Genomic DNA, 18,854 nt, shown 5'->3' with positions numbered 1-18,854 from the left:
GCCAGACAACGTTATTAAGCCGCGTAGGTCTTCTTGATCTCGTCGAGCGCCGACTTGAGCTTGGCACGGGTGTCGTCGCTCAGCGCCTTCTCGGTCGCGATCGTGGTGAGAATGGCGGCATGCTTGCCACGCAGAGCGCTCAGCACGGTCTTCTCGAAATCGGCAACCTTGTTGACCGGAATGCTATCGAGATACCCATTGGCGCCGGCAAAGATCACCGCAACCTGTTCTTCCGTCTTGAGCGGGGAGAACTGGGGCTGCTTGAGCAGCTCGGTCAGGCGCGCACCACGGTTCAGCAGGCGCTGGGTCGAGGCATCCAGGTCCGAGCCGAACTGGGCGAAAGCGGCCATTTCGCGGTACTGCGACAGCTCACCCTTGAGGGAGCCCGCAACCTGCTTCATCGCCTTGACCTGAGCGGACGAGCCCACGCGGCTCACCGACAGACCGACGTTCACGGCAGGGCGGATACCCTGGAAGAACAGGTTGGTCTCAAGGAAAATCTGGCCGTCAGTGATCGAGATCACATTGGTCGGGATATAGGCCGACACGTCATTGGCCTGGGTCTCGATCACGGGCAGCGCGGTCAACGAGCCGGAGCCATGGGCTTCGTTCATCTTGGCGGCGCGTTCGAGCAGGCGCGAGTGCAGATAGAAAACGTCGCCCGGGTAAGCTTCGCGGCCCGGCGGACGGCGCAGCAGCAGCGACATCTGACGGTAGGCAACAGCCTGCTTGGTCAGATCGTCATAGGCGATCACGGCATGCATACCATTGTCGCGGAAGAACTCGCCGATGGCGCAGCCGGTGAACGGAGCAATGTACTGCAGCGGCGCCGGATCGGATGCCGTCGCGGCAATCACGATCGAATAGGGCAGTGCGCCCGATTCTTCGAGCTGCTTGACGAACTGGGCAACTGTGGACCGCTTCTGCCCGACAGCGACATAGATGCAGTAAAGCTTGTCGGTGTTCGAAGCGTTGGCATCGTGGGCCGGCTTCTGGTTCAGGAACGTGTCCAGAATGATGGCCGACTTGCCGGTCTGACGGTCGCCAATGATCAGCTCGCGCTGGCCACGGCCGATCGGGATCAGCGCGTCGATGGCCTTGAGGCCCGTCGACATCGGCTCATGCACCGACTTGCGCGGCAGAATGCCGGGAGCCTTCACGTCAACGCGGCGGCGTTCGGTATATTCGATCGGGCCCTTGCCATCGATCGGATTGCCCAGGCCATCGACGACGCGGCCAAGCAGGCCCATGCCGACGGGGGTATCAACGATCGAGCCGGTCCGCTTGACGACATCGCCTTCCTTGATGGCGCGGTCATTGCCGAAGATCACGACGCCGACATTGTCGGTTTCGAGATTGAGTGCCATGCCCTTGACGCCGCCCGGGAACTCGACGAGCTCACCGGCCTGCACATTGTCCAGACCATACACGCGGGCAATACCGTCACCGACGGAGAGCACCTGACCGACTTCGGAAACCTGGGCTTCCTGGCCGAAATTCTTGATCTGGTCCTTGAGGATCGCAGAGATTTCCGCGGCTTTGATGTCCATTTATCCGACCTCTTTCATGGCGATCTTCATCGCGGTCAATTTCGTCTTGAGCGAAGAGTCGATCATCTGCGATCCGACCTTCACCTGAAGGCCCCCGATCAGCGAGGTATCGACGAACTGGTTGAGCGTAACGGTCTTGCCGATCCTGGCCTTGAGCGTTGCGGCCAGCGATTTCACCTGCTCGGCGGTGAGCGGCGCAGTCGAGGTCACATCGGCAGACACTTCGCCACGCGCCGCGGCAGCCAGCTCGCGGAAGCCAGCAATGATGGCATCGAGCGCGAACAGCCGGCCATTCTTGGCCACAAGGCGCAGGAAATTGGCGATCAGGTCGCTGGTCTTGGCCTTGGCCAGCAATGCGTCAAGCGCATGCGCCTTGGTATCGGCGGTTATCACCGGCGAGCGCAGGAAACGGGAAAAATCCTGGCTTTCCCCGATCAGGCGGGAAACGTCGGACAAGGATGTCTCAACGGATGCCAATTGGTTCTCGCTCTGGGCGAGATCGAACAACGCCGACGCATATGGCCGCGCGATCTGGGTAAGCACTGAATTCTGCGCTGCCAATGCCGCATCACCCTCTTGGTTGCCTGCCTGACGATCCGCCCCATTTCATGTCGAGAAACCGGGCGGTCGTTGACGCTTGTTCTTATCTGGAAAAGGAGCCGTCCGGAGACCCCTTTAAGGTCGCGCTGGCTCTAGCACAAGGCCCAAGCGCCACGCAAGGCTTGGCGGCGCGATTCAAAGGCGGCGAAAATGTCGCAGGGTACAACGTTCCACGGCAAGCCTACCGCGACCGTCTCCCTAAAACCTAAGCCGACTTCTTCTGGTTCTTCAGACTTTGCGCCAAAACGGCATTCATCCGTGTCTGCCAGCCCGGGCCACCGGCCTTGAATCCATCCACCACATCAGGGTCCAGCCGCAGGCTGACCGAAACCTTGGGCGCCTCGGATTTCGGGCGGCCAGGCATGGGCAGCCCGCGCTCGGCAAAAAATTGCTTTGCAGGGATGGAGCGCCGCATAGCCTCCTCGGTCAATTCAGGATTTTCTTCGTCCGGAACGCCATAGATGCGCTCACTCTTCCTTTTTGCCATAGCGCCTATGTTCCTTCCTGTTGAACGGCCGAATACTGATTACTCGGATCGCCGCTACGCGAAACGTGAAAACAATCGAATAACCCTGGCCGTCCGCAGCAACACCGCGTGCAAGGAAGCGAGCCTCGCCGTAGTCGGTCCGGTCATCGCGCTCAATTATTGCATCAGACCAGTCAAAGGTCCTGACAAGCTCAAAGTCGACACCGTGCTTGGCGCGATTGCTTGAATTCTTCGCCTCGTCCCATTCGAAATCCATCGAGCCCCCTCAATGTAGTCGTCTGAACGCGTTTCGTCAATTTTCGTATATACAAAAATTACATAAAGCTCATCGGGTCGATATCCACCTGGACCCGCAGATTGCCGGTGACCTTTTCAGCTGAGCTGAGCCAGAAGCGGACATAGCCGGAGAGATCGAAATCCTTGCCGGATTGCGCCAGCAGCCGCACACGATGGCGGCCGCGGATGATGGCGACGGGGGCGTCGGCCGGGCCGAACAGCTTTACGCCCTCGGCCATCGGGGCGGCCGATAGCAGGCGTTTGGCAAAACCCATCGCCGTGTCGTGTTCATTGGCTGAGACGATCAGCGCCGCCAGGCGCCCGAATGGCGGCAGCCCACCCGCTTCGCGCGCCATCAGTTCATGGGTATAAAACGCCTCGCGGTCGCCCGTCACCATGGCCCGCATCACCGGATGATCGGGGTGATAGGTCTGCAGGAACGCCTTGCCGGTCTTGGAGGCACGTCCTGCCCGCCCGGCCACTTGCGTCAATATCTGATAGGTCCGCTCCGCCGCGCGCGGGTCGCCATGCGCCAGGCCCAGATCGGCATCGAGCACGCCAACCACCGAGAGCTTTTCGAAATGGTGACCCTTGCTGACCAGCTGGGTGCCGATGATCAGATCATATTCGCCCCGCTCGATCTCGCTGAAGCGCTCGCGCAATTGGGCATTGGAACCCATATCGGAAGAGAGAATCACCCGCCGCGCATCAGGAAACCGTGCCGCCGCCTCCTCGGCCACCCTCTCAATGCCCGGCCCCACCGCAATCAGCGTATCTTCTTCGCCGCAGGCGCTGCAGGTCTTGGGCGTGCGCACTTCATGCCCGCAATGATGGCACATCAGCACGCCCCGGAAGCGATGCTCCACCATCCAGGCCGAGCAATCCGGGCATTGATATTGATGCCCACAGGCGCGGCACAGCGTCAGCGGCGCGTAACCACGCCGGTTGAGGAACAGCAATGCCTGCTCGCCTCGATCCAGCGCCGCGAACACTTCGCGCGCCAGCACCGGGGCGATCCACTGCCCCTTTTCCGGCCCGTCGATCCGCATGTCGATCGCGGTGATATTGGGCATGGAAGCCTCGGCAAAGCGCGAGGTCAGCAGCACATGGGCATAGCGGCCGATATTGGCATTGTTGCGTGTTTCGACTGATGGCGTGGCCGAACTCAGCACCACCCGCGCGTTGGCCAGATGCGCCCGCACAATGGCCATGTCGCGGGCATGGTAATTGACCCCGTCGGACTGCTTATAGGCCCCGTCATGCTCCTCATCGAGCACCAACATGCCCAGCTCGCGAAACGGCAGGAACAGCGCCGAGCGTGCCCCCACCACGGCCCGCACACTGCCATCAAGCACGCCACGCCATACCTTGGCCCGCTGCACCGGCGTCATGTCCGAGTGCCACTCAGCCGGCCGCGTGCCGAAGCGCTTGGTGAAGCGGTCCAAAAATGTGTGGGTCAGCGCAATTTCGGGCAGTAGAATCAGCGCCTGCCGCCCGGCGCGCAACGTGTCGGCTACCGCTTCGAAGAACACTTCCGTCTTGCCGCCGCCGGTCACCCCATCGAGCAAGGCCACCCCGAACGCATTGGCATCAAGCGCCACGATCTGCTCCAGCGCCGCGCGCTGCTCGGGATTGAGCGTAATCGCCGCGCCATCGGGGTCCGGCGGCAAAACGATGGGCGGCGCCGCCACTTCCAGGCGTTCAATGGCGCCGGCCCGCTCCAGCCCCTCGATCACCGAGGGCGAAACCCCGGTGGCGCCAACCAGCGCGGCCTTGGGCCAGGCCATGTCGTCCATCAAGGCGTCGAGCACCCGCAACCGCGCCGGCGTCAGCTTTTCCGGCTCCAGCCCGGTGCGGCGGAAGGCGACAATTGGCTTGGGCGCATCCAACGCTTCGGTGGATCGCAGCACGGCGCGCAGCACCTGGCCGGGCGCGGCCAATGTATAGCGCGCCACCCATTCGACCAGCTTGAGCAATTCCTCGCTGAGCGGGGGCACGTCATAGACCATGGCGATATCGCGCAGCCGATTATGCGCCACCAAGTCCTTGGGCGGCCCCCAGACCACGCCCAGCGTCAGCCGCGGCCCCAGCGGCACGGCCACGATCGAGCCGCGCGTGACGCTCATATGGGCGGGCACGCGATAGCTATAGGGGCCCTCGACGGCCACCCCCACCATGACGGCAACGATGTCTGGACGTATCTCCATTTGTGCTTGTTCTGTTCGCATCCCAGCGATCCCGGTGCAAGTGATTCTGCGGCCAGCTTGGACTGCTGACAGGCCCTGTCAGGGGGCGGGCGCATTCTGTCTTCCCAAGCACAGGAGGATATCATGACCCAGATGATCGATCGGGTGCCCCTATCTGAGGACATCGTCACCATCGCCAAGCGCGCCAGCCTTTATCAGCTGCTGCTATCGGCATTGCAGCGCCAGAAGCGGGTGCAGGAATTGCCGGGCCATCTCTACAATGACCTGGGCATACCGCCCAGCCAACGCCCTGATTTCACGCCGCACTGCCGGTGATGACCCAATCGGATGAGGGGACCCGTCCCATGCAGGCCTCCCAATGGCCCCCTCATCCGCCCCTTTTCATTGGCTACAATTTTCTAACCGCCACGCGCTAAACTCCCGGCATGGTCGATTCTGCCTTTGCCACCGACGAGTTCATGCGCGCCCAGATCGCCGCCTGGCAGCGCGAGCTGGCTTCGGTCCGCCGCCTCGCCGAAAACACGCTTGAGGCCTATAGCCGCGACCTCGACCAATTCCTGCAATTCCTCGCCGGTCATGCCGGTGGCCCGGTAACCTTGGGCACTCTCAAGGACTTGCGTGGCGCCGATATCCGCGCCTTCATGGCGCAACGGCGCAATGAAAGCCTGGGATCGCGCTCGCTGGCCCGGGTGCTGTCGGCGCTCAAATCCTTCTTCCTTTTTCTCGAACGCGAAGGCGTGCTGGCGACCGAAGCGCTCAATGTCATCCGTACCCCCAAACAACCCAAGTCGCTGCCCAAGGCGCTGACTGTGCTCGAGGCGCGGCGTACCATTACCACCACCGAGGAAATGGAAGAGCGCCCCTGGGTCGCCGCCCGCGACATGGCGGTGCTCTCGCTCTGCTATGGCGCAGGGCTGCGTATTGCCGAGGCTTTGGCGCTGACCCGGTCCGACCTCGAATCGCAGACTTTGCGGGTCACCGGCAAGGGGGGAAAGATTCGCATGGTGCCGCTGATCGAGGCGGTGCGGAAGTCGATTGAGCTCTATCTCGAGCTTTGTCCGTTCAAATCCTGGCCGGAGGAGCCGTTGTTCCGGGGGGTCAAGGGTGGGGTGCTGTCGCCCCGGCTGATCCAGCTGCGCGTTGCCCAATTGCGCGGCGCCCTGGGCCTGCCGCCTTCGGCCACGCCGCATGCGCTAAGGCATTCTTTTGCAACGCATTTATTGGGCCGGGGCGGCGATCTGCGGGCCATCCAGGAACTGCTCGGCCATGCCAGTCTGTCCTCCACCCAGATCTATACCGCGGTCGACACCGACCGCCTGCTCGAGAGCTATCGCAAGGCCCACCCCAGGGGGTAATTGGTGCACGGACTGTTAGCGTCGACGTAGCATTTGGTGCGAACGGTTATCGGAAAACCCGCCTTGCCAGCCGCAACAGGCAGCGCTACCAAACGGCTCATGCACTCGTCCGCCACCATCATTCTGCTTGGTCTTTGGCTTTCTGGCTCCCCTGGGGTCCGGAACGAGCGCTGACATCCAGCCCTTCGTCGCACCGGCCCGCCTTTCAGGCTCCGGTGTTGCTTGAGGCGGGTCTTTTTGGAACCGCCTCCCATGTCCGCTGCCTCTTCATCTGCCCCATCCGCCAATGACCCCTTGGGCTATGCCTTTGCCGTGGCCGGCGCCGTGCTGTTTGCCACCAAGGGCATTTTCATCAAGCTCGCCTATGCCCAGGGCACCACGACCGAAATGCTGCTCTCCCTGCGTATGATCGTGGCGCTGCCGGTGTATCTGGTCATTATGGTGGGTCTATTGCGGCGCGAGGAGAACTTGCGGGCTTCGCTCAGCTGGCCCGTGGTGCTGACCAGCATGGCCGTGGGCATTCTGGGCTATTATGTCTCGAGCTATCTCGACTTTTTAGGGCTCAATTACCTGACCGCCCAATATGAGCGGCTGGTGCTGTTCACCTATCCCTTTTTCGTACTGTTGTTCGGCGTCTGGTTCTTCGGCGACCGCATGGTCTGGGGCGTGGTACCGGCCATGCTGGTGTCTTATGCCGGGCTGCTGGTGATCTTCGGCTGGAATCTCGCGCTGAACCCGGATGGGCTGGTGACTGGCACGCTCCTGGTGCTGGGCTCAGCCATTACCTTTGCGCTCTACCAGCACCTGGCCAAAAGGCAGATGCTCAAGCTGGGCTCGGGCCTCTTCACCTGCATCGCCATGTCCACCGCCGCGCTTTGCGCCATCGGGCAGAACCTGATCATCGCCGGGCCACAGAGCTATCTGACGCTGTCGCCTCAAATCTGGACCTATGGCCTGGCTCTGGGCGTGCTGGGCACCGTGCTGCCCTCATTCCTGATGAATGCCGGCATGGCGCGCATCGGGGCGCGCGCCACCTCCTCGACCGGCGCTTTCGGGCCGATCGTCACCATCATCATCGCCGTCATCGTGCTGTCCGAACCCTTCACCATTTTCCATGCCCTGGGCACGGCTCTGGTGTTGCTCGGCTCGGTATTGTTCACAAGAGCTGAACGCCGGGCGCGCAATCGGCAGGACTAAAACGCTGTCGGCTGCCGCAAAGCCGCTATATTGTGCAGCCACCACTGGCGGCCATACCTTCGGAAAGGGACACCGATGCAAACTTACAAGCGGTTGCTGGGCGCGACCACATTGGGGCTGATTCTGGCTGCAGGGCTTGCCGCACCAGCCTTTGCCCAGAAGCTCGACAACAAGACCGGCCCCAGCACCCTCACGACGACCGCGGCCGGCGACATCGATTTCGGTGATGATTCGAGCGAATGGGCCAATGACGGGGAATGCGACGATCCGCGATTCTCCGGCACCGGCAGCGCCGCCGAACTGGTCGATGCCGATATCCGCAAGGACGCCACCGATTGCCGCGCCGCCTTTGCCGCCGGCACCGTGACGCTGGTCGAAGCGGGCAGTACCCCGGCCGATATAACCATTGCCAGCCCGATCGATGCCATCGACTTTGGCGATGACAGCAGCGAATGGGCCAATGATGGCGAATGCGACGACCCCCGTTTCAAGGGCGAAGGCAGCGCCGAGGAATTGCTCGATGAGGACATCCGCAAGGATGCTACCGATTGCAAGGCGGCCTATGAAGCGGGCACGGTGAGCCTGGCTGACGATAATTCCAACGCCAATGCCACCACCACCGACACGCCAGCCACCGGTACCGACACGCCTGCCACAGCTGCCGAGATCGATTTCGGCGATGATTCCAGTGAATGGGCCAATGACGGGGAATGCGATGATCCGCGCTTTTCCGGCACCGGCAGCGCGGTCGAACTGCTCGACGCCGATATCCGCAAGGACGCCACCGATTGCAAGACTGCCTATGACGCTGGCACCGTGACCTTCAATGGCGATAGCGCCGGCAGCAGCGCCACCAAGGTCGATATTTCCGAGATCGACTTTGGCGACGACACCAGTGAATGGGCCAAGGACGAGGAATGCGATGATCCGCGCTTCTCGGGCACCGGCGCGGCTTCGGAAATGCTGGACGACGACATCGGCCACGACGCTACCGACTGCAAGGCTGCCTATGCCGCCGGGACCGTGAGCTTCGATCCCGATGGCACCGCCGCCACCAGCGCGAGCCCGGCTTCCACCGAGTTCGACTATGGCAGCGACACCTCCAAATGGGCCAATGACGGGGAATGCGACGATCCGCGCTTTGTCGGCGAAGGCACCAACAAGAAGCAGCTCTACGAAGACCAGATGGCCGACGCCACCGATTGCAAGACGCTGGAAGCGGCCGGCAAGGTGCAGATCCGCGAGGTCTACCAGCCCAGCTACGCAGCCGGCGCGCCCTATGACAGCTCGGAAATCGAGTTTGGTGACAACACGTCGAGCTACGCCAATGACGATCAGTGCGACGACCCGCGCTTTGAAGGCCCCGGCGCTGCCATCACCCTGCTCGACAGCGACCTCGAGCACGACGCCGACGACTGCAAGACGGCGTTTGAGGCTGGCTTGATCGTGCTGAGGGAAGACGACGGCATCTAGGTTTTTTGGATTCGATCTCAGGCGGCGGGGCAAAAGCTCCGCCGTTTTTGTTTGGTGTTCGCGTAGTCGTGGCTACGCTTTATCGCCCAACAGCCCTTTGTGGGTCTTGTGAGAACGCGCGCCATCACCGCTCTCCCTCGGGCTCGACCCGAGGGCCATTCGCTGCTTGTGCCGGGTTGCGGGCGGCCCTCGGGTCGAGCCCGAGGGAGATGCGGTGGGTTGGGATGATTCAGACAAAGCCGCTTCCATCCAGGGCGCCATTCCGGCACCGGCCGGGATTCAGGTCCGCGGCGCCTCATTTGCATCCAGCACGGGGATGACCTTCAGCATGGATTCCGGCCGGCGCCGGAATGACACTGTGGGTGATGTGAGTTCAAGATGAACTGCGCGCCCCAAAACAAAAGGCCCGCGGGAATACCCACGGGCCTCATCATCTCAGACGGCGAAAAATTACGCAGCGACCTTGCGTTCCACCATCATCTTCTTGATTTCGGCGATGGCCTTGGCCGGGTTGAGCCCCTTGGGGCAGACCTTGGCGCAGTTCATGATCGTGTGGCAGCGATAAAGCTTGAACGGGTCTTCCAGGTCATCGAGCCGTTCCTGGGTGGCCTCATCGCGGCTGTCGATCAGCCAGCGATAGGCCTGTAGCAAGGCGGCCGGCCCCAGATATTTCTCGCCATTCCACCAATAGGACGGGCACGAGGTGGAGCAGCAGGCGCACAGGATACACTCGTAGAGCCCATCGAGCTTGGCGCGCTCGGGCACCGACTGCGTCCATTCCTTGGTCGGCGTGGGCGACGTGGTCTTGAGCCAGGGCTCGATGGCGCGGTGCTGGGCGTAGAAATTGGACAGGTCCGGCACCAGATCCTTGACCACCGGCATATGCGGCAGCGGGTAGATCTTGATGGGGCCCTTGGAGTCATCCATGCCCTTGGTACAGGCCAATGTATTGAGCCCGTTAATGTTCATCGAACACGAGCCGCAAATGCCTTCGCGGCAGCTTCGGCGCAGCGTCAGCGTAGGATCGACCTTGTTCTTGATCCAGAGCAGACCATCCAGGATCATCGGGCCGCAATCGTCCAGATTGACGAAATAGGTATCGATGCGCGGATTGGCATTCTGGTCGGGGTCGTAGCGATAGATATGGTATTCGCGCAGGCGCTTGGCGCCCTCGGGCTTGGGCCAGGTCTTGCCCTTCTGAGGCCGGTCGGCCTTGGGGAGCATCAATTCGACCATGGGTCGCTCTTCCTTCTCAACACGACGCCGCTCAACCCGGCGCGATAGTCAGTTCAATAATTCGGCTTACAGATCTGGTTCGATTTGGCGACATAGGCATTGTAGGCGACGTAATCGCCTTCGGCCGGGGAGCCACCCTTCATCGATTTGATCACCACGCCCATGAAGCGCTCATCGATCAGCGTCATGGCCGCATCGGCCTTGCAGGAGCAAAGGGTCTCATTGCTCGCGATACCCATGCAGACCTGGTAAAATTCGTTTTTCTGCGCCGGGGTGGGCGCCGCGGCAAATGCCGGTGCCGCCGCAGCCAGGACCATCGCGATAACCAGCCCCGGCGCGCGCATCAATAAACGCGTGCCTTGGGCGCGATCTTCTTCAGATCAATCCCGCCTTCGCTTTCGGGGGTCAGCGGATCAAGGATCACCGGCCGGTAGCTCAATTCCACCGCGCCATTATCGACATTGATCTTGGCCAGCGTGTGCTTGCGCCATTCCTTGTCGTCGCGATTGGGGAAATCCTCATGCGCATGGGCGCCGCGGCTTTCGTGGCGGGCTTCGGCGGAGACCACCGTGGCGATGGCGCAGGCCATCAGGTTTTCCAGCTCCAGCGTTTCCACCAGATCCGAATTCCAGATCAACGAGCGGTCGGTGACCTTGACGTCGGGCAGGCGCGCATAGATTTCGCTCATCGCCGCAACGCCATTCTTGAGCGACTGGTCGGTGCGGAACACGGCGGCGTCGGCCTGCATGGTGCGCTGCATTTCGTCGCGCAGCTTGGCGGTCGATTGGCTGCCATTGGCATGGCGCAGGCGATCGAAGCGGGCGAGGATTTTGGCGTCTTCGGCCGCATTGATGGCCGGCACGGGGCTCGCCTTATCGATCACCTTGCCGGCGCGAATGGCGGCGGCGCGGCCGAACACCACAAGATCGGTGAGGGAATTGGAACCCAGCCGATTGGCGCCATGCACCGAGGCACAGGCGGCTTCGCCCACGGCCATCAGGCCGGGCACGATGCGGTTGGGGTTGTCGGGCGTGGGGTCGAGCACTTCGCCATGATAATTGGCGGGAATGCCACCCATATTATAGTGCACGGTGGGCAGAACCGGGATCGGCTCGCGGGTCAGATCGACACCGGCAAAGATTTTTGCCGATTCGGTAATGCCCGGCAGCCGCTCATGCAGCACCTTGGGATCGAGATGATCGAGGTGCAGATAAATGTGGTCCTTGTTCGGACCGACACCCCGACCTTCGCGGATTTCGAGCGTCATGCAGCGGCTCACCACGTCGCGCGATGCCAGATCCTTGGCATTGGGGGCATAGCGCTCCATGAAGCGCTCGCCTTCCGAATTGGTCAGATACCCGCCCTCGCCACGCGCGCCTTCGGTGATCAGCACGCCCGCGCCATAAATGCCGGTGGGGTGGAATTGCACGAATTCCATATCCTGTAGCGGCAAGCCAGCCCGCGCCACCATGCCATTGCCGTCGCCGGTGCAGGTATGAGCCGAGGTGGCCGAGAAATAGGAGCGGCCATAGCCGCCGGTGGCCAAGACGACCAGCTTGGCGCGGAAGCGATGCAGCGTGCCGTCATCGAGCTTCCAGGCGATCACGCCCTGGCATTCCCCATTCTCGCCCATGATCAGGTCGAGCGCAAAGTATTCGATATAGAATTGCGCATTGTTGCGCAGGCTCTGGCCGTAAAGCGTGTGCAGGATCGCGTGGCCGGTGCGGTCGGCGGCGGCGCAGGTGCGCTGCACCGGCGGGCCATCACCGAATTCGGTCATGTGGCCGCCAAACGGGCGCTGATAGATTTTGCCCTGCTCCGTGCGGCTGAACGGCACGCCGTAATGCTCGAGCTCATAAATGGCCGCCGGGGCTTCGCGCGCCAGATATTCCATGGCGTCATTATCGCCCAGCCAGTCCGACCCCTTGACGGTGTCGTACATGTGCCATTGCCAGCTATCGGGGCCCATATTCTGCAAGGAGGCGGCAATGCCGCCCTGTGCCGCCACGGTATGGCTGCGGGTTGGGAAGACCTTGGTGATGCAGGCGGTGTTGAACCCCTGCTCGGCCATGCCCAGGGTCGCCCGGAGGCCGGCGCCGCCGGCGCCCACCACGACCACGTCGAATTCGTGGTCGATGAGTTCATAAGTGGAAGCCATCAGGCACTAACCCCAGAAGACGAGCTTGAGAATGGAAATCACGCCGATCAGACCCACGGCGAGGCAGAACAGCGTATTGAGCAGCATGGCCAGCCGATAGGTGGCGCCCGCCAGATAATCTTCCAGCGTGTCGCGCATGCCATTGCGCATATGCACGGTGACCACGGCGAGCAGCACGGCAAAGGGAATGCCGACGAAGCCATTGCCGATCAGCGACACCATATCGGCCCGATCCTGGCCGGCCAGGCGCACCACGATGAAGACCAAAAAGCCAATGAACAGCACATTGATAGCGCCGGTCACCCGCTGGGTAATGAAATGGCGGGTCGAGGCTTTGGCATCGCCATATTTGGTCTTGGGATTGGCAATGATGTCCCGGGTGATCACTTGTTCACGCATCAATGCACCCACACAAAAACGGTCCAGACCAGCAGGGTCAGCGCAATCGAGGCCACCAGATTGGCCCAGGCAAGCGCCTCGCGCTGGCCCGGCTCCATCATCTCGATGAAATCCCAGACGAAATGGCGCAGGCCCCCCAGCATGTGGTGGAACAGCGACCAGGAATAGGCAAACAACACCAATTGGCCGAACCAGCTGCCATAGATGGCATTGACCACATTGAGCGGCTCGGGTCCGATGGCGGCGGCGGCCAGCCACAGCACCAGCAGGGCCGAGCCCACATAATTGGCAATGCCCGTCGCGCGATGCGCGATCGACATGGCCATGGTGATGGTCCAGCGATAGATTTGCAGATGCGGAGAAGTGGGGCGGGAGCGAACCGTCATGGAGTCTTCCTGGAGCCGTCCTGAACGCGCGGAAGGGACCGCTGTAGTTTGGAATGGTTCAAGACTTCTAGCCTCCCCGCATGACAATTCAAAGCCCCCCAGAGGTCAACTTTTGGCGCATTGCGCACTTTGTTCGTATATCGCCCACGGTGTTCGGAGGGCGACGGAATCGGAGGTGTGCTGTTGGGCCAGAAAAGCTGTTCGGGGCAACTATCAGGCCTTGGGCGGCCAAGCGCGGGCGCAAAAAAATCCCGCCACGATTGTAACTCACGCCCGATGCTGTGCCCGGCATAGCCTTTCCGCATCACCGCCGCCGCAAGCGGGGAAGGCAATGGAAGGAGCGCAGGATGACACAGACAGCAACACGCACGATGGGTTCGCCGGCTGGCGAGGCAATTGCCCTGCTCGCCTATGCGGCGGCTCCGGTCTTCGGCCTCATGGCGGGCCTATCCGCCCTTGATACATCGGGGATGGCGATCTGCTCGGGCGCCGCCATGCTGCCGATCCACGACATGGCCCTGATGTATCTGCTGATGGGCGTCTTTCACCTGTCGCCCTGGCTCAAGCTGCTCTTTGCGCAGCGCCGCGACACAGACCTTTCCCAAACCCAAGGAGAATGACGATGCACCATATGGTTGTTTCACACGATGACTGGCTGGCCGCCCGCCGGGACTTTCTCAAGGCCGAGAAGGAGCTGACCCATCTGCGCGACAAGCTCGCCCGCGAGCGGCTGGCTCTGCCCTGGGAGCGCATGGACAAGGACTATGTGTTCGACACCTTGGCTGGCCCGCGCAGCCTGGCCGAGCTGTTCGAGGGCCGCTCGCAGCTGCTGGTGCAGCATTTCATGTTTGCGCCGGGTTGGACGCAAGGCTGCCCGAGTTGTTCCTTCATGGCCGACCATACCGATGGCATGAACCTGCATCTGGCCAATCACGACGTCACCATGGTCGCCGTCTCGCGCGCCCCGCTGGCCGATATCGAGCGCTATCGCCAGCGCATGGGCTGGCAGTTCACCTGGGTGTCCTCATTTGGCAGCACGTTCAATTACGATTTCCGGGTGAGCTTCACGCCGGAGGAAGTTGCCAGCGGCCATATCGACTACAATTTCGGGCAATGGCAGGAAACCGGCGAGGAATGGCCCGGGGTCACGGCCTTTTACAAGGACGAGGACGGGCAGGTGTTCCGCACCTATTCCACCTTCGGCCGCGGTGTGGAGGTGATGATGGGCACCTATGCCATGCTCGATCTCATGCCCAAGGGCCGCAATGAAACCGAGGGCATGGACTGGCTGCGCCGCCACGATCGTTATCAATAGTCTCAAGCGGCATTCTCATTGCCGGAGCCGATAAGGCCCCGGCAATTTTCATGATCCCCATCACGCCTGTTCCAGCAATTCCGCCAGTTCCACCGGCAGCAGCAACGGCACGTCGTGGCCGCAGGGCAGTTCGTGCAAGCTCCAGGCCGGATCGTTCCGCAGCGGCGCGGCGATACCGCCGAAGCCGTCCCAGCCGGTGGCCAGGATATAGGTTTTGCGGGCAATGCCCAGATAAGCGCCACTGACCTTGAGCCGTTCGGTAAAGGTGCCGGTCGGCTGCGGTGTGCTGAGGGCAACAACCCGGGCCCCTTCGGCCTTGGTCGCATAGTCATCTTCACCGCCATCGGGCACGGGCGTCAGCGGGCCGGTGAATTTCTCGCCAAAGAAGTCTTCGAAGGATTGGCCGTCGGCAGGGATGAAGGCATCGAGATAGACGATCGAGGCAATGCGATCGGCAGCTCGCTCCGCGACCCCGGTGATGACGATGCCGCCATAGGAATGGCCCACCAGCACTACCTCGGTTAGATCGTGCCAGATCATCTCGTTGACGACGTCGTTCACATGGTCGGTCAGCGTGATGGGATAGGCCGCCAGATGGGAGCGCTCCCCCAGCCCGCTCAGCGTCGGCACATGCACGCGATGGCCGGCCCCGCGCAGCCGCTCGGCCACCTTGTCCCAACCCCAAGCGCCCGCCCATGCTCCATGCACCAGCACAAATGTCGTCATCGCTTCCTCCCGTATGATTGCAAAATGCAAGCGCTTGCTTTTTACAACCATAACACCTAGAGTCAAGCCATGATGCAAACTTCTTTCCGTTCCGGCTGTCCGATCAATCTGGGCCTCGAAGTGTTCGGCGACAAATGGACCCTGCTGATCATTCGCGACATGATGTTTGCCGGCAAACGCCATTTCCGCGAATTCCTGGCCTCGGACGAAGCCATATCCAGCAATATCCTGTCCGACCGGCTGGCCATGCTGGTGGAAGCCGGCATCGTGACCCGCGCGGGCGACCCCAGCCACAAGCTCAAGGCGATCTATTCGCTGACCGCAAAGGGCATCGACCTGCTGCCGATCATCGCCCAGATCAGCCGCTGGAGCCGCAGCTATATGCCGGTCGACCCGGTACTCGCCGCCACCGGCGAGGCGCGGGATCGGGGCGGCCCCGGCGCCATTGACGCGCAGATGGCGGAGCTGCGCCGGGTGCATCTGGGTGGGGGTTAGGGACATTCGGCTTTGGGCGCTGGAGAGCCCAGATCTGCCTCCCTCCCCCATGTGGGGAGGGATTGAGGGTGGGGGTGCTGAGGTCTCCACCAGCATGGAATTCGTGGCAGTCGCAGCACCCCCACCCTAGCCCTCCCCACAAGGGGGAGGGAACCGTATCCGGGCATCCGACGATCAGAACATCGATTCCCGGGACTGGCCCTGGCGCGGCATTTGCGGCATAGCTCTGCCAGCATCGAGAGGGCACCCGATTGAGCGACAAGATCATTATCGAGAGCGTCACCAAGCTGGCCCATAATTGGGGCCGGTTCGACGATTATCAGGTCAATCATCCGCGTCGTGACGGCGGAAGCCAGACAGTGCGCCGCGAAGTCTATGACCATGGCAGCGCCGCCGCCGTGTTGCTGCACGCGCCCGAAGCCGGCACGATCATCCTCACCCGCCAGTTCCGCCTGCCGCCGCATCTGAATGGCGATGCCGCCTGGATGATCGAGGTGCCCGCTGGCATGCTGGACGGAGAAAGCGCCGCGGTGGCCGCCCATCGCGAGGCCGTCGAGGAAACCGGCTATGAGCCGGCCGACCTGCAATTCATGTTCAACGCCTATATGAGCCCGGGCTCATTGACGGAAAAATGCGCCTGCTTCCTGGCGCGCTACACGCCCGGCGCTCCCCTCCATGCCGGGGGCGGGCTGGAACATGAAGGCGAAGATATCGAAGTGTTCGAAATCGGCTTCGCCGAGGCTCTGGCGATGATCGAGACCGGCGAGATCATCGACGCCAAGACCATCATGCTGCTGCAGGCGCTGGCGCTGCAACAGATGCGGGACGGCAGTTGAGGTTGGACAGGACTTGAAAGCCGCGATCCCCTCCCTCCCCCTTGAGGGGAGGGATTGAGGGTGGGGGTGCTGAGATCCCCCCGCGCATGGTGCATTTTGAGGTTGCAGCACCCCCACCCTAGCCCTCCCCTCAAGGGGGAGGGGATTGGATCGGGGCTCTCAGTTTGCCGCGCTAAATCCAGCTCTCAATAATCGACAAGTTTCTTGTCCGGATCATAGGGTTGGTCCCTCGCCACGCGGGTGACGGCCTGGCCGGCCTTCATCTTTTTGGCGACCGCGTCATAGGCATAGGTGGGCGAGCCATGCAGTTCCCAGCCCTCGCTCAGGGCCTTGGTGACCTTGTGGCAAAACGAGGAATCGTCTTCCCCGGACAAAAAGCGGTAGATCAGCATTGCAACCCCGGTATGCGGGCGCCCCATGCGCCCCAGGTTGATCTTCTTCTGCCACAGAGCTAAGCGATATGCCATGCACAGCTTTCCAGACCACCTGCTCAAGGGCCACGCCAATTTCATGGCCGGCCGCTATGCCCGCGAAAAGGACCGGATCCGCGATCTGGCCGCCGAGGGGCAGAACCCCACAACCATGATCATTGCCTGCTGCGACAGCCGCGCAGCGCCCGAAATGATCTTCGATGCCGGACCGGGCGAATTGTTCGTATTGCGCAACGTGGCCAATCTGGTGCCCACCTATCAGCCCGATGGCGGCCAGCACGGCACCTCGGCGGCTATCGAATTTGCCGTCAAGGCGCTCAACATCGCCAATGTCGTAGTAATGGGCCATGGCCGCTGCGGCGGCATCAAGGCGGCGCTCAACCCCGACAGCAAGCCGCTCGATTCCGGCGACTTCATCGGCAAGTGGATGAGCATGCTGGGCGGCCTGCCCGACCAGATCGTGCAAAACGAGCTGATGACCCCGGCCGAACGGCAGACAGCGCTGGAGCGGATTTCGATCCGCAATTCGATCCGCAACCTGCGCACCTTTCCCTATGTGGCTTCGCTCGAGGCCGAGGGGAAAATCGCCGTACATGGCGCCTGGTTCGATATTTCGACGGGCGAACTATGGATCATGAACTCGAGCGGCGATTTCATCCGCCCCGATTTCTGAGTTTTTCGGGCCGTTCGACTTGGTGGGACCGGAGCGATCAAGTTTCCGTTCCGGCACTGTCACGCTTGTGTGATCGTGCAGACTTGCCGGCATTCAAAGCTGATGCGGCATGGGTGAAAATTCATCCCGCCGAGCAAGACTAGCGCGGCAAGTAAACTTGAAATTCACCGCGACACCGGCATAATATCTGACGCAATACCTGGCAGTTATTTTGTAAAATCACTGCCTCTAATTTGCCCGATTATCTCCCGCTCGCTGCCGGTTTTACGGCCAGCACAGGACACATTACCCCATCACTCTTTGTTGCACGGACCGCGCGGAGTGCGATCCGTCGGCCACGGGCTAACCCGTTGCCGCTGTCTCCCCAACATGGAGTTCAAACCCCCATGAAGAAGCTCATCCTGTCCGTCGCTGTCGTTCTGGGCCTGTCCGGCGCCGCTTTCGCGCAAGACGCAGTAGCCCCCGATTTCGCGACCCTGGATACCGACGCCAGTGGCGGCATCTCGCTGACCGAGCTGCAGGTGGCCATGCCCGGCGTCACCGCCGAGCAATTTGCCGCCGCCGATACCGATGGCAATGGCGAGCTGAGCGCCGAGGAATTCGCCGCGGCGACGACGCCGGCCCCGGTTCCAGCGCCCGCAATGTAAATTAGCCCGGGGGAACCATACGGCCATCGCCTGGTTTCCCCTGGCTCTTGCCCCCGCCCGCCAGAACGGGCACCCATCTAGGAGAGAATTGATGCGCAAGATTGTTCTTGGCTTTGCCATTCTGAGCCTATCGGCCGGCGCCGCCCTGGCGCAGACCCCCACCAATTTCACCGATGTCGACACCGATGGTAGCGGCGAGCTGTCGCTGAGCGAATTGCAGGTGGTCTGGCCCGACCTGACCGAAGCCGAATTCACCGGCGCCGATATCGATGCCAGCGGCGGCATTTCTGCCAGCGAACTGGCCGGGCTGCAGCCTGCCGCCGTGCCCGCTGATCCGGCCGCACCCGCAGCGCCTGCTGCGCCCGCCGACCCGGTCGACACACCCGATTCGTTGGTGCAGTAAAACT

23 protein-coding genes are annotated in these 18,854 nt (G+C 62.0%); 11 read left to right on the top strand and 12 right to left on the bottom strand.

Going from position 1 to position 18,854, the window contains the following annotated elements; translation table 11 throughout:
• Positions 1-14 precede the first annotated feature (14 nt).
• The 5 genes from atpA to ACI3KW_RS11690 all read right to left on the bottom strand — a co-directional run bounded on the left by atpA (position 15) and on the right by ACI3KW_RS11690 (position 5,120).
• Complete coding sequence (atpA, locus tag ACI3KW_RS11710) at positions 15-1,550, bottom strand: F0F1 ATP synthase subunit alpha (protein WP_035097095.1); 1,536 nt, start codon at positions 1,548-1,550, stop codon at positions 15-17.
• The gene (locus tag ACI3KW_RS11705) at positions 1,551-2,111 is read right to left on the bottom strand and encodes a F0F1 ATP synthase subunit delta (protein ID WP_404848220.1); all 561 of its coding nucleotides are present in this window, start codon (positions 2,109-2,111) and stop codon (positions 1,551-1,553) included.
• A 244-nt stretch (positions 2,112-2,355) separates the two neighbouring features.
• Positions 2,356-2,637, bottom strand: a complete 282-nt coding sequence (locus ACI3KW_RS11700) for a BrnA antitoxin family protein (RefSeq protein WP_404848219.1) — start codon at positions 2,635-2,637, stop codon at positions 2,356-2,358.
• On the bottom strand, positions 2,618-2,893 hold the full coding sequence (locus ACI3KW_RS11695; RefSeq protein ID WP_113119994.1) for a BrnT family toxin: 276 nt from the start codon (positions 2,891-2,893) through the stop codon (positions 2,618-2,620). Before ACI3KW_RS11695 ends, ACI3KW_RS11700 begins: the two co-directional genes overlap by 20 nt.
• Positions 2,894-2,951: 58 nt before the next feature.
• Positions 2,952-5,120, bottom strand: coding sequence for a primosomal protein N' (locus tag ACI3KW_RS11690; RefSeq protein WP_404848218.1), 2,169 nt, complete (start codon positions 5,118-5,120; stop codon positions 2,952-2,954).
• Between the two features lie 123 nt (positions 5,121-5,243).
• Here ACI3KW_RS11690 and ACI3KW_RS11685 point away from each other — a divergent pair, with 123 nt between their 5' ends.
• The 4 genes from ACI3KW_RS11685 to ACI3KW_RS11670 all read left to right on the top strand — a co-directional run bounded on the left by ACI3KW_RS11685 (position 5,244) and on the right by ACI3KW_RS11670 (position 9,145).
• Positions 5,244-5,435 carry a hypothetical protein gene (locus ACI3KW_RS11685; protein ID WP_404848217.1) on the top strand — a complete coding sequence of 64 codons (192 nt, stop codon included), beginning with the start codon at positions 5,244-5,246 and terminating at the stop codon, positions 5,433-5,435.
• A 110-nt stretch (positions 5,436-5,545) separates the two neighbouring features.
• Complete coding sequence (locus ACI3KW_RS11680) at positions 5,546-6,475, top strand: tyrosine recombinase XerC (protein ID WP_404848216.1); 930 nt, start codon at positions 5,546-5,548, stop codon at positions 6,473-6,475.
• Positions 6,476-6,727: 252 nt separating this feature from the next.
• Positions 6,728-7,672, top strand: coding sequence for a DMT family transporter (locus tag ACI3KW_RS11675; protein ID WP_404848215.1), 945 nt, complete (start codon positions 6,728-6,730; stop codon positions 7,670-7,672).
• A gap of 75 nt (positions 7,673-7,747) precedes the next feature.
• Positions 7,748-9,145, top strand: a complete 1,398-nt coding sequence (locus tag ACI3KW_RS11670) for a hypothetical protein (RefSeq protein WP_404848214.1) — start codon at positions 7,748-7,750, stop codon at positions 9,143-9,145.
• A gap of 450 nt (positions 9,146-9,595) precedes the next feature.
• Here the strand turns inward: ACI3KW_RS11670 and ACI3KW_RS11665 are convergent, their stop codons facing one another.
• The 5 genes from ACI3KW_RS11665 to sdhC are packed head-to-tail and all read right to left on the bottom strand — an operon-like array spanning position 9,596 to position 13,324.
• Positions 9,596-10,381 carry a succinate dehydrogenase iron-sulfur subunit gene (locus tag ACI3KW_RS11665; protein WP_404848213.1) on the bottom strand — a complete coding sequence of 262 codons (786 nt, stop codon included), beginning with the start codon at positions 10,379-10,381 and terminating at the stop codon, positions 9,596-9,598.
• Positions 10,382-10,434: 53 nt separating this feature from the next.
• Positions 10,435-10,698 carry a hypothetical protein gene (locus tag ACI3KW_RS11660; protein ID WP_404848212.1) on the bottom strand — a complete coding sequence of 88 codons (264 nt, stop codon included), beginning with the start codon at positions 10,696-10,698 and terminating at the stop codon, positions 10,435-10,437.
• A 26-nt stretch (positions 10,699-10,724) separates the two neighbouring features.
• The gene (gene sdhA, locus ACI3KW_RS11655) at positions 10,725-12,539 is read right to left on the bottom strand and encodes a succinate dehydrogenase flavoprotein subunit (protein ID WP_404848211.1); all 1,815 of its coding nucleotides are present in this window, start codon (positions 12,537-12,539) and stop codon (positions 10,725-10,727) included.
• A gap of 6 nt (positions 12,540-12,545) precedes the next feature.
• Positions 12,546-12,938 carry a succinate dehydrogenase, hydrophobic membrane anchor protein gene (sdhD, locus tag ACI3KW_RS11650; RefSeq protein WP_404848210.1) on the bottom strand — a complete coding sequence of 131 codons (393 nt, stop codon included), beginning with the start codon at positions 12,936-12,938 and terminating at the stop codon, positions 12,546-12,548.
• Positions 12,938-13,324, bottom strand: coding sequence for a succinate dehydrogenase, cytochrome b556 subunit (sdhC, locus tag ACI3KW_RS11645; protein ID WP_404848209.1), 387 nt, complete (start codon positions 13,322-13,324; stop codon positions 12,938-12,940). The genes sdhD and sdhC overlap by 1 nt, the downstream gene beginning before the upstream one ends.
• 347 nt (positions 13,325-13,671) lie before the next feature.
• Between sdhC and ACI3KW_RS11640 the strand changes: the two genes are divergently transcribed.
• Both ACI3KW_RS11640 and ACI3KW_RS11635 read left to right on the top strand, forming a co-directional pair.
• Positions 13,672-13,944 carry a hypothetical protein gene (locus tag ACI3KW_RS11640; protein WP_404848208.1) on the top strand — a complete coding sequence of 91 codons (273 nt, stop codon included), beginning with the start codon at positions 13,672-13,674 and terminating at the stop codon, positions 13,942-13,944.
• A 2-nt stretch (positions 13,945-13,946) separates the two neighbouring features.
• Entirely contained in the window at positions 13,947-14,639 is a 693-nt protein-coding gene (locus ACI3KW_RS11635) for a DUF899 domain-containing protein (RefSeq protein WP_404848207.1), read from the top strand.
• Positions 14,640-14,699: 60 nt separating this feature from the next.
• On the opposite strand, the gene ACI3KW_RS11630 is transcribed toward ACI3KW_RS11635, so the two are convergent.
• Positions 14,700-15,365, bottom strand: coding sequence for an alpha/beta fold hydrolase (locus ACI3KW_RS11630; protein ID WP_404848206.1), 666 nt, complete (start codon positions 15,363-15,365; stop codon positions 14,700-14,702).
• 69 nt (positions 15,366-15,434) lie between these two features.
• Between ACI3KW_RS11630 and ACI3KW_RS11625 the strand changes: the two genes are divergently transcribed.
• Together ACI3KW_RS11625 and ACI3KW_RS11620 are read left to right on the top strand one after the other, a co-directional pair.
• Complete coding sequence (locus ACI3KW_RS11625) at positions 15,435-15,860, top strand: winged helix-turn-helix transcriptional regulator (protein ID WP_404848205.1); 426 nt, start codon at positions 15,435-15,437, stop codon at positions 15,858-15,860.
• A 251-nt stretch (positions 15,861-16,111) separates the two neighbouring features.
• Positions 16,112-16,696 carry an NUDIX domain-containing protein gene (locus ACI3KW_RS11620; protein WP_404848204.1) on the top strand — a complete coding sequence of 195 codons (585 nt, stop codon included), beginning with the start codon at positions 16,112-16,114 and terminating at the stop codon, positions 16,694-16,696.
• A 185-nt stretch (positions 16,697-16,881) separates the two neighbouring features.
• Here the strand turns inward: ACI3KW_RS11620 and ACI3KW_RS11615 are convergent, their stop codons facing one another.
• Positions 16,882-17,163, bottom strand: a complete 282-nt coding sequence (locus ACI3KW_RS11615) for a DUF1737 domain-containing protein (protein ID WP_390888821.1) — start codon at positions 17,161-17,163, stop codon at positions 16,882-16,884.
• Between ACI3KW_RS11615 and ACI3KW_RS11610 the strand changes: the two genes are divergently transcribed.
• From ACI3KW_RS11610 to ACI3KW_RS11600, 3 genes are all read left to right on the top strand, one after another.
• The gene (locus tag ACI3KW_RS11610; RefSeq protein WP_113120009.1) at positions 17,162-17,800 is read left to right on the top strand and encodes a carbonic anhydrase; all 639 of its coding nucleotides are present in this window, start codon (positions 17,162-17,164) and stop codon (positions 17,798-17,800) included. The two genes, ACI3KW_RS11615 and ACI3KW_RS11610, sit on opposite strands and share 2 nt — an antisense overlap.
• A gap of 386 nt (positions 17,801-18,186) precedes the next feature.
• Positions 18,187-18,447 carry an EF-hand domain-containing protein gene (locus ACI3KW_RS11605; RefSeq protein ID WP_113120010.1) on the top strand — a complete coding sequence of 87 codons (261 nt, stop codon included), beginning with the start codon at positions 18,187-18,189 and terminating at the stop codon, positions 18,445-18,447.
• Positions 18,448-18,538: 91 nt separating this feature from the next.
• Positions 18,539-18,850 (top strand): hypothetical protein, encoded by a 312-nt coding sequence (locus tag ACI3KW_RS11600; RefSeq protein ID WP_162740047.1) that lies wholly within the window; start codon positions 18,539-18,541, stop codon positions 18,848-18,850.
• The last annotated feature ends 4 nt before the right edge of the window (positions 18,851-18,854 follow it).

Origin of the sequence: Devosia sp. ZW T5_3, assembly GCF_044987315.1 — a bacterium.
Classification (GTDB): domain Bacteria; phylum Pseudomonadota; class Alphaproteobacteria; order Rhizobiales; family Devosiaceae; genus Devosia.
Note: the sequence above shows the minus strand (reverse complement) of the source record. Positions and strands in the feature narration are given on the sequence as shown.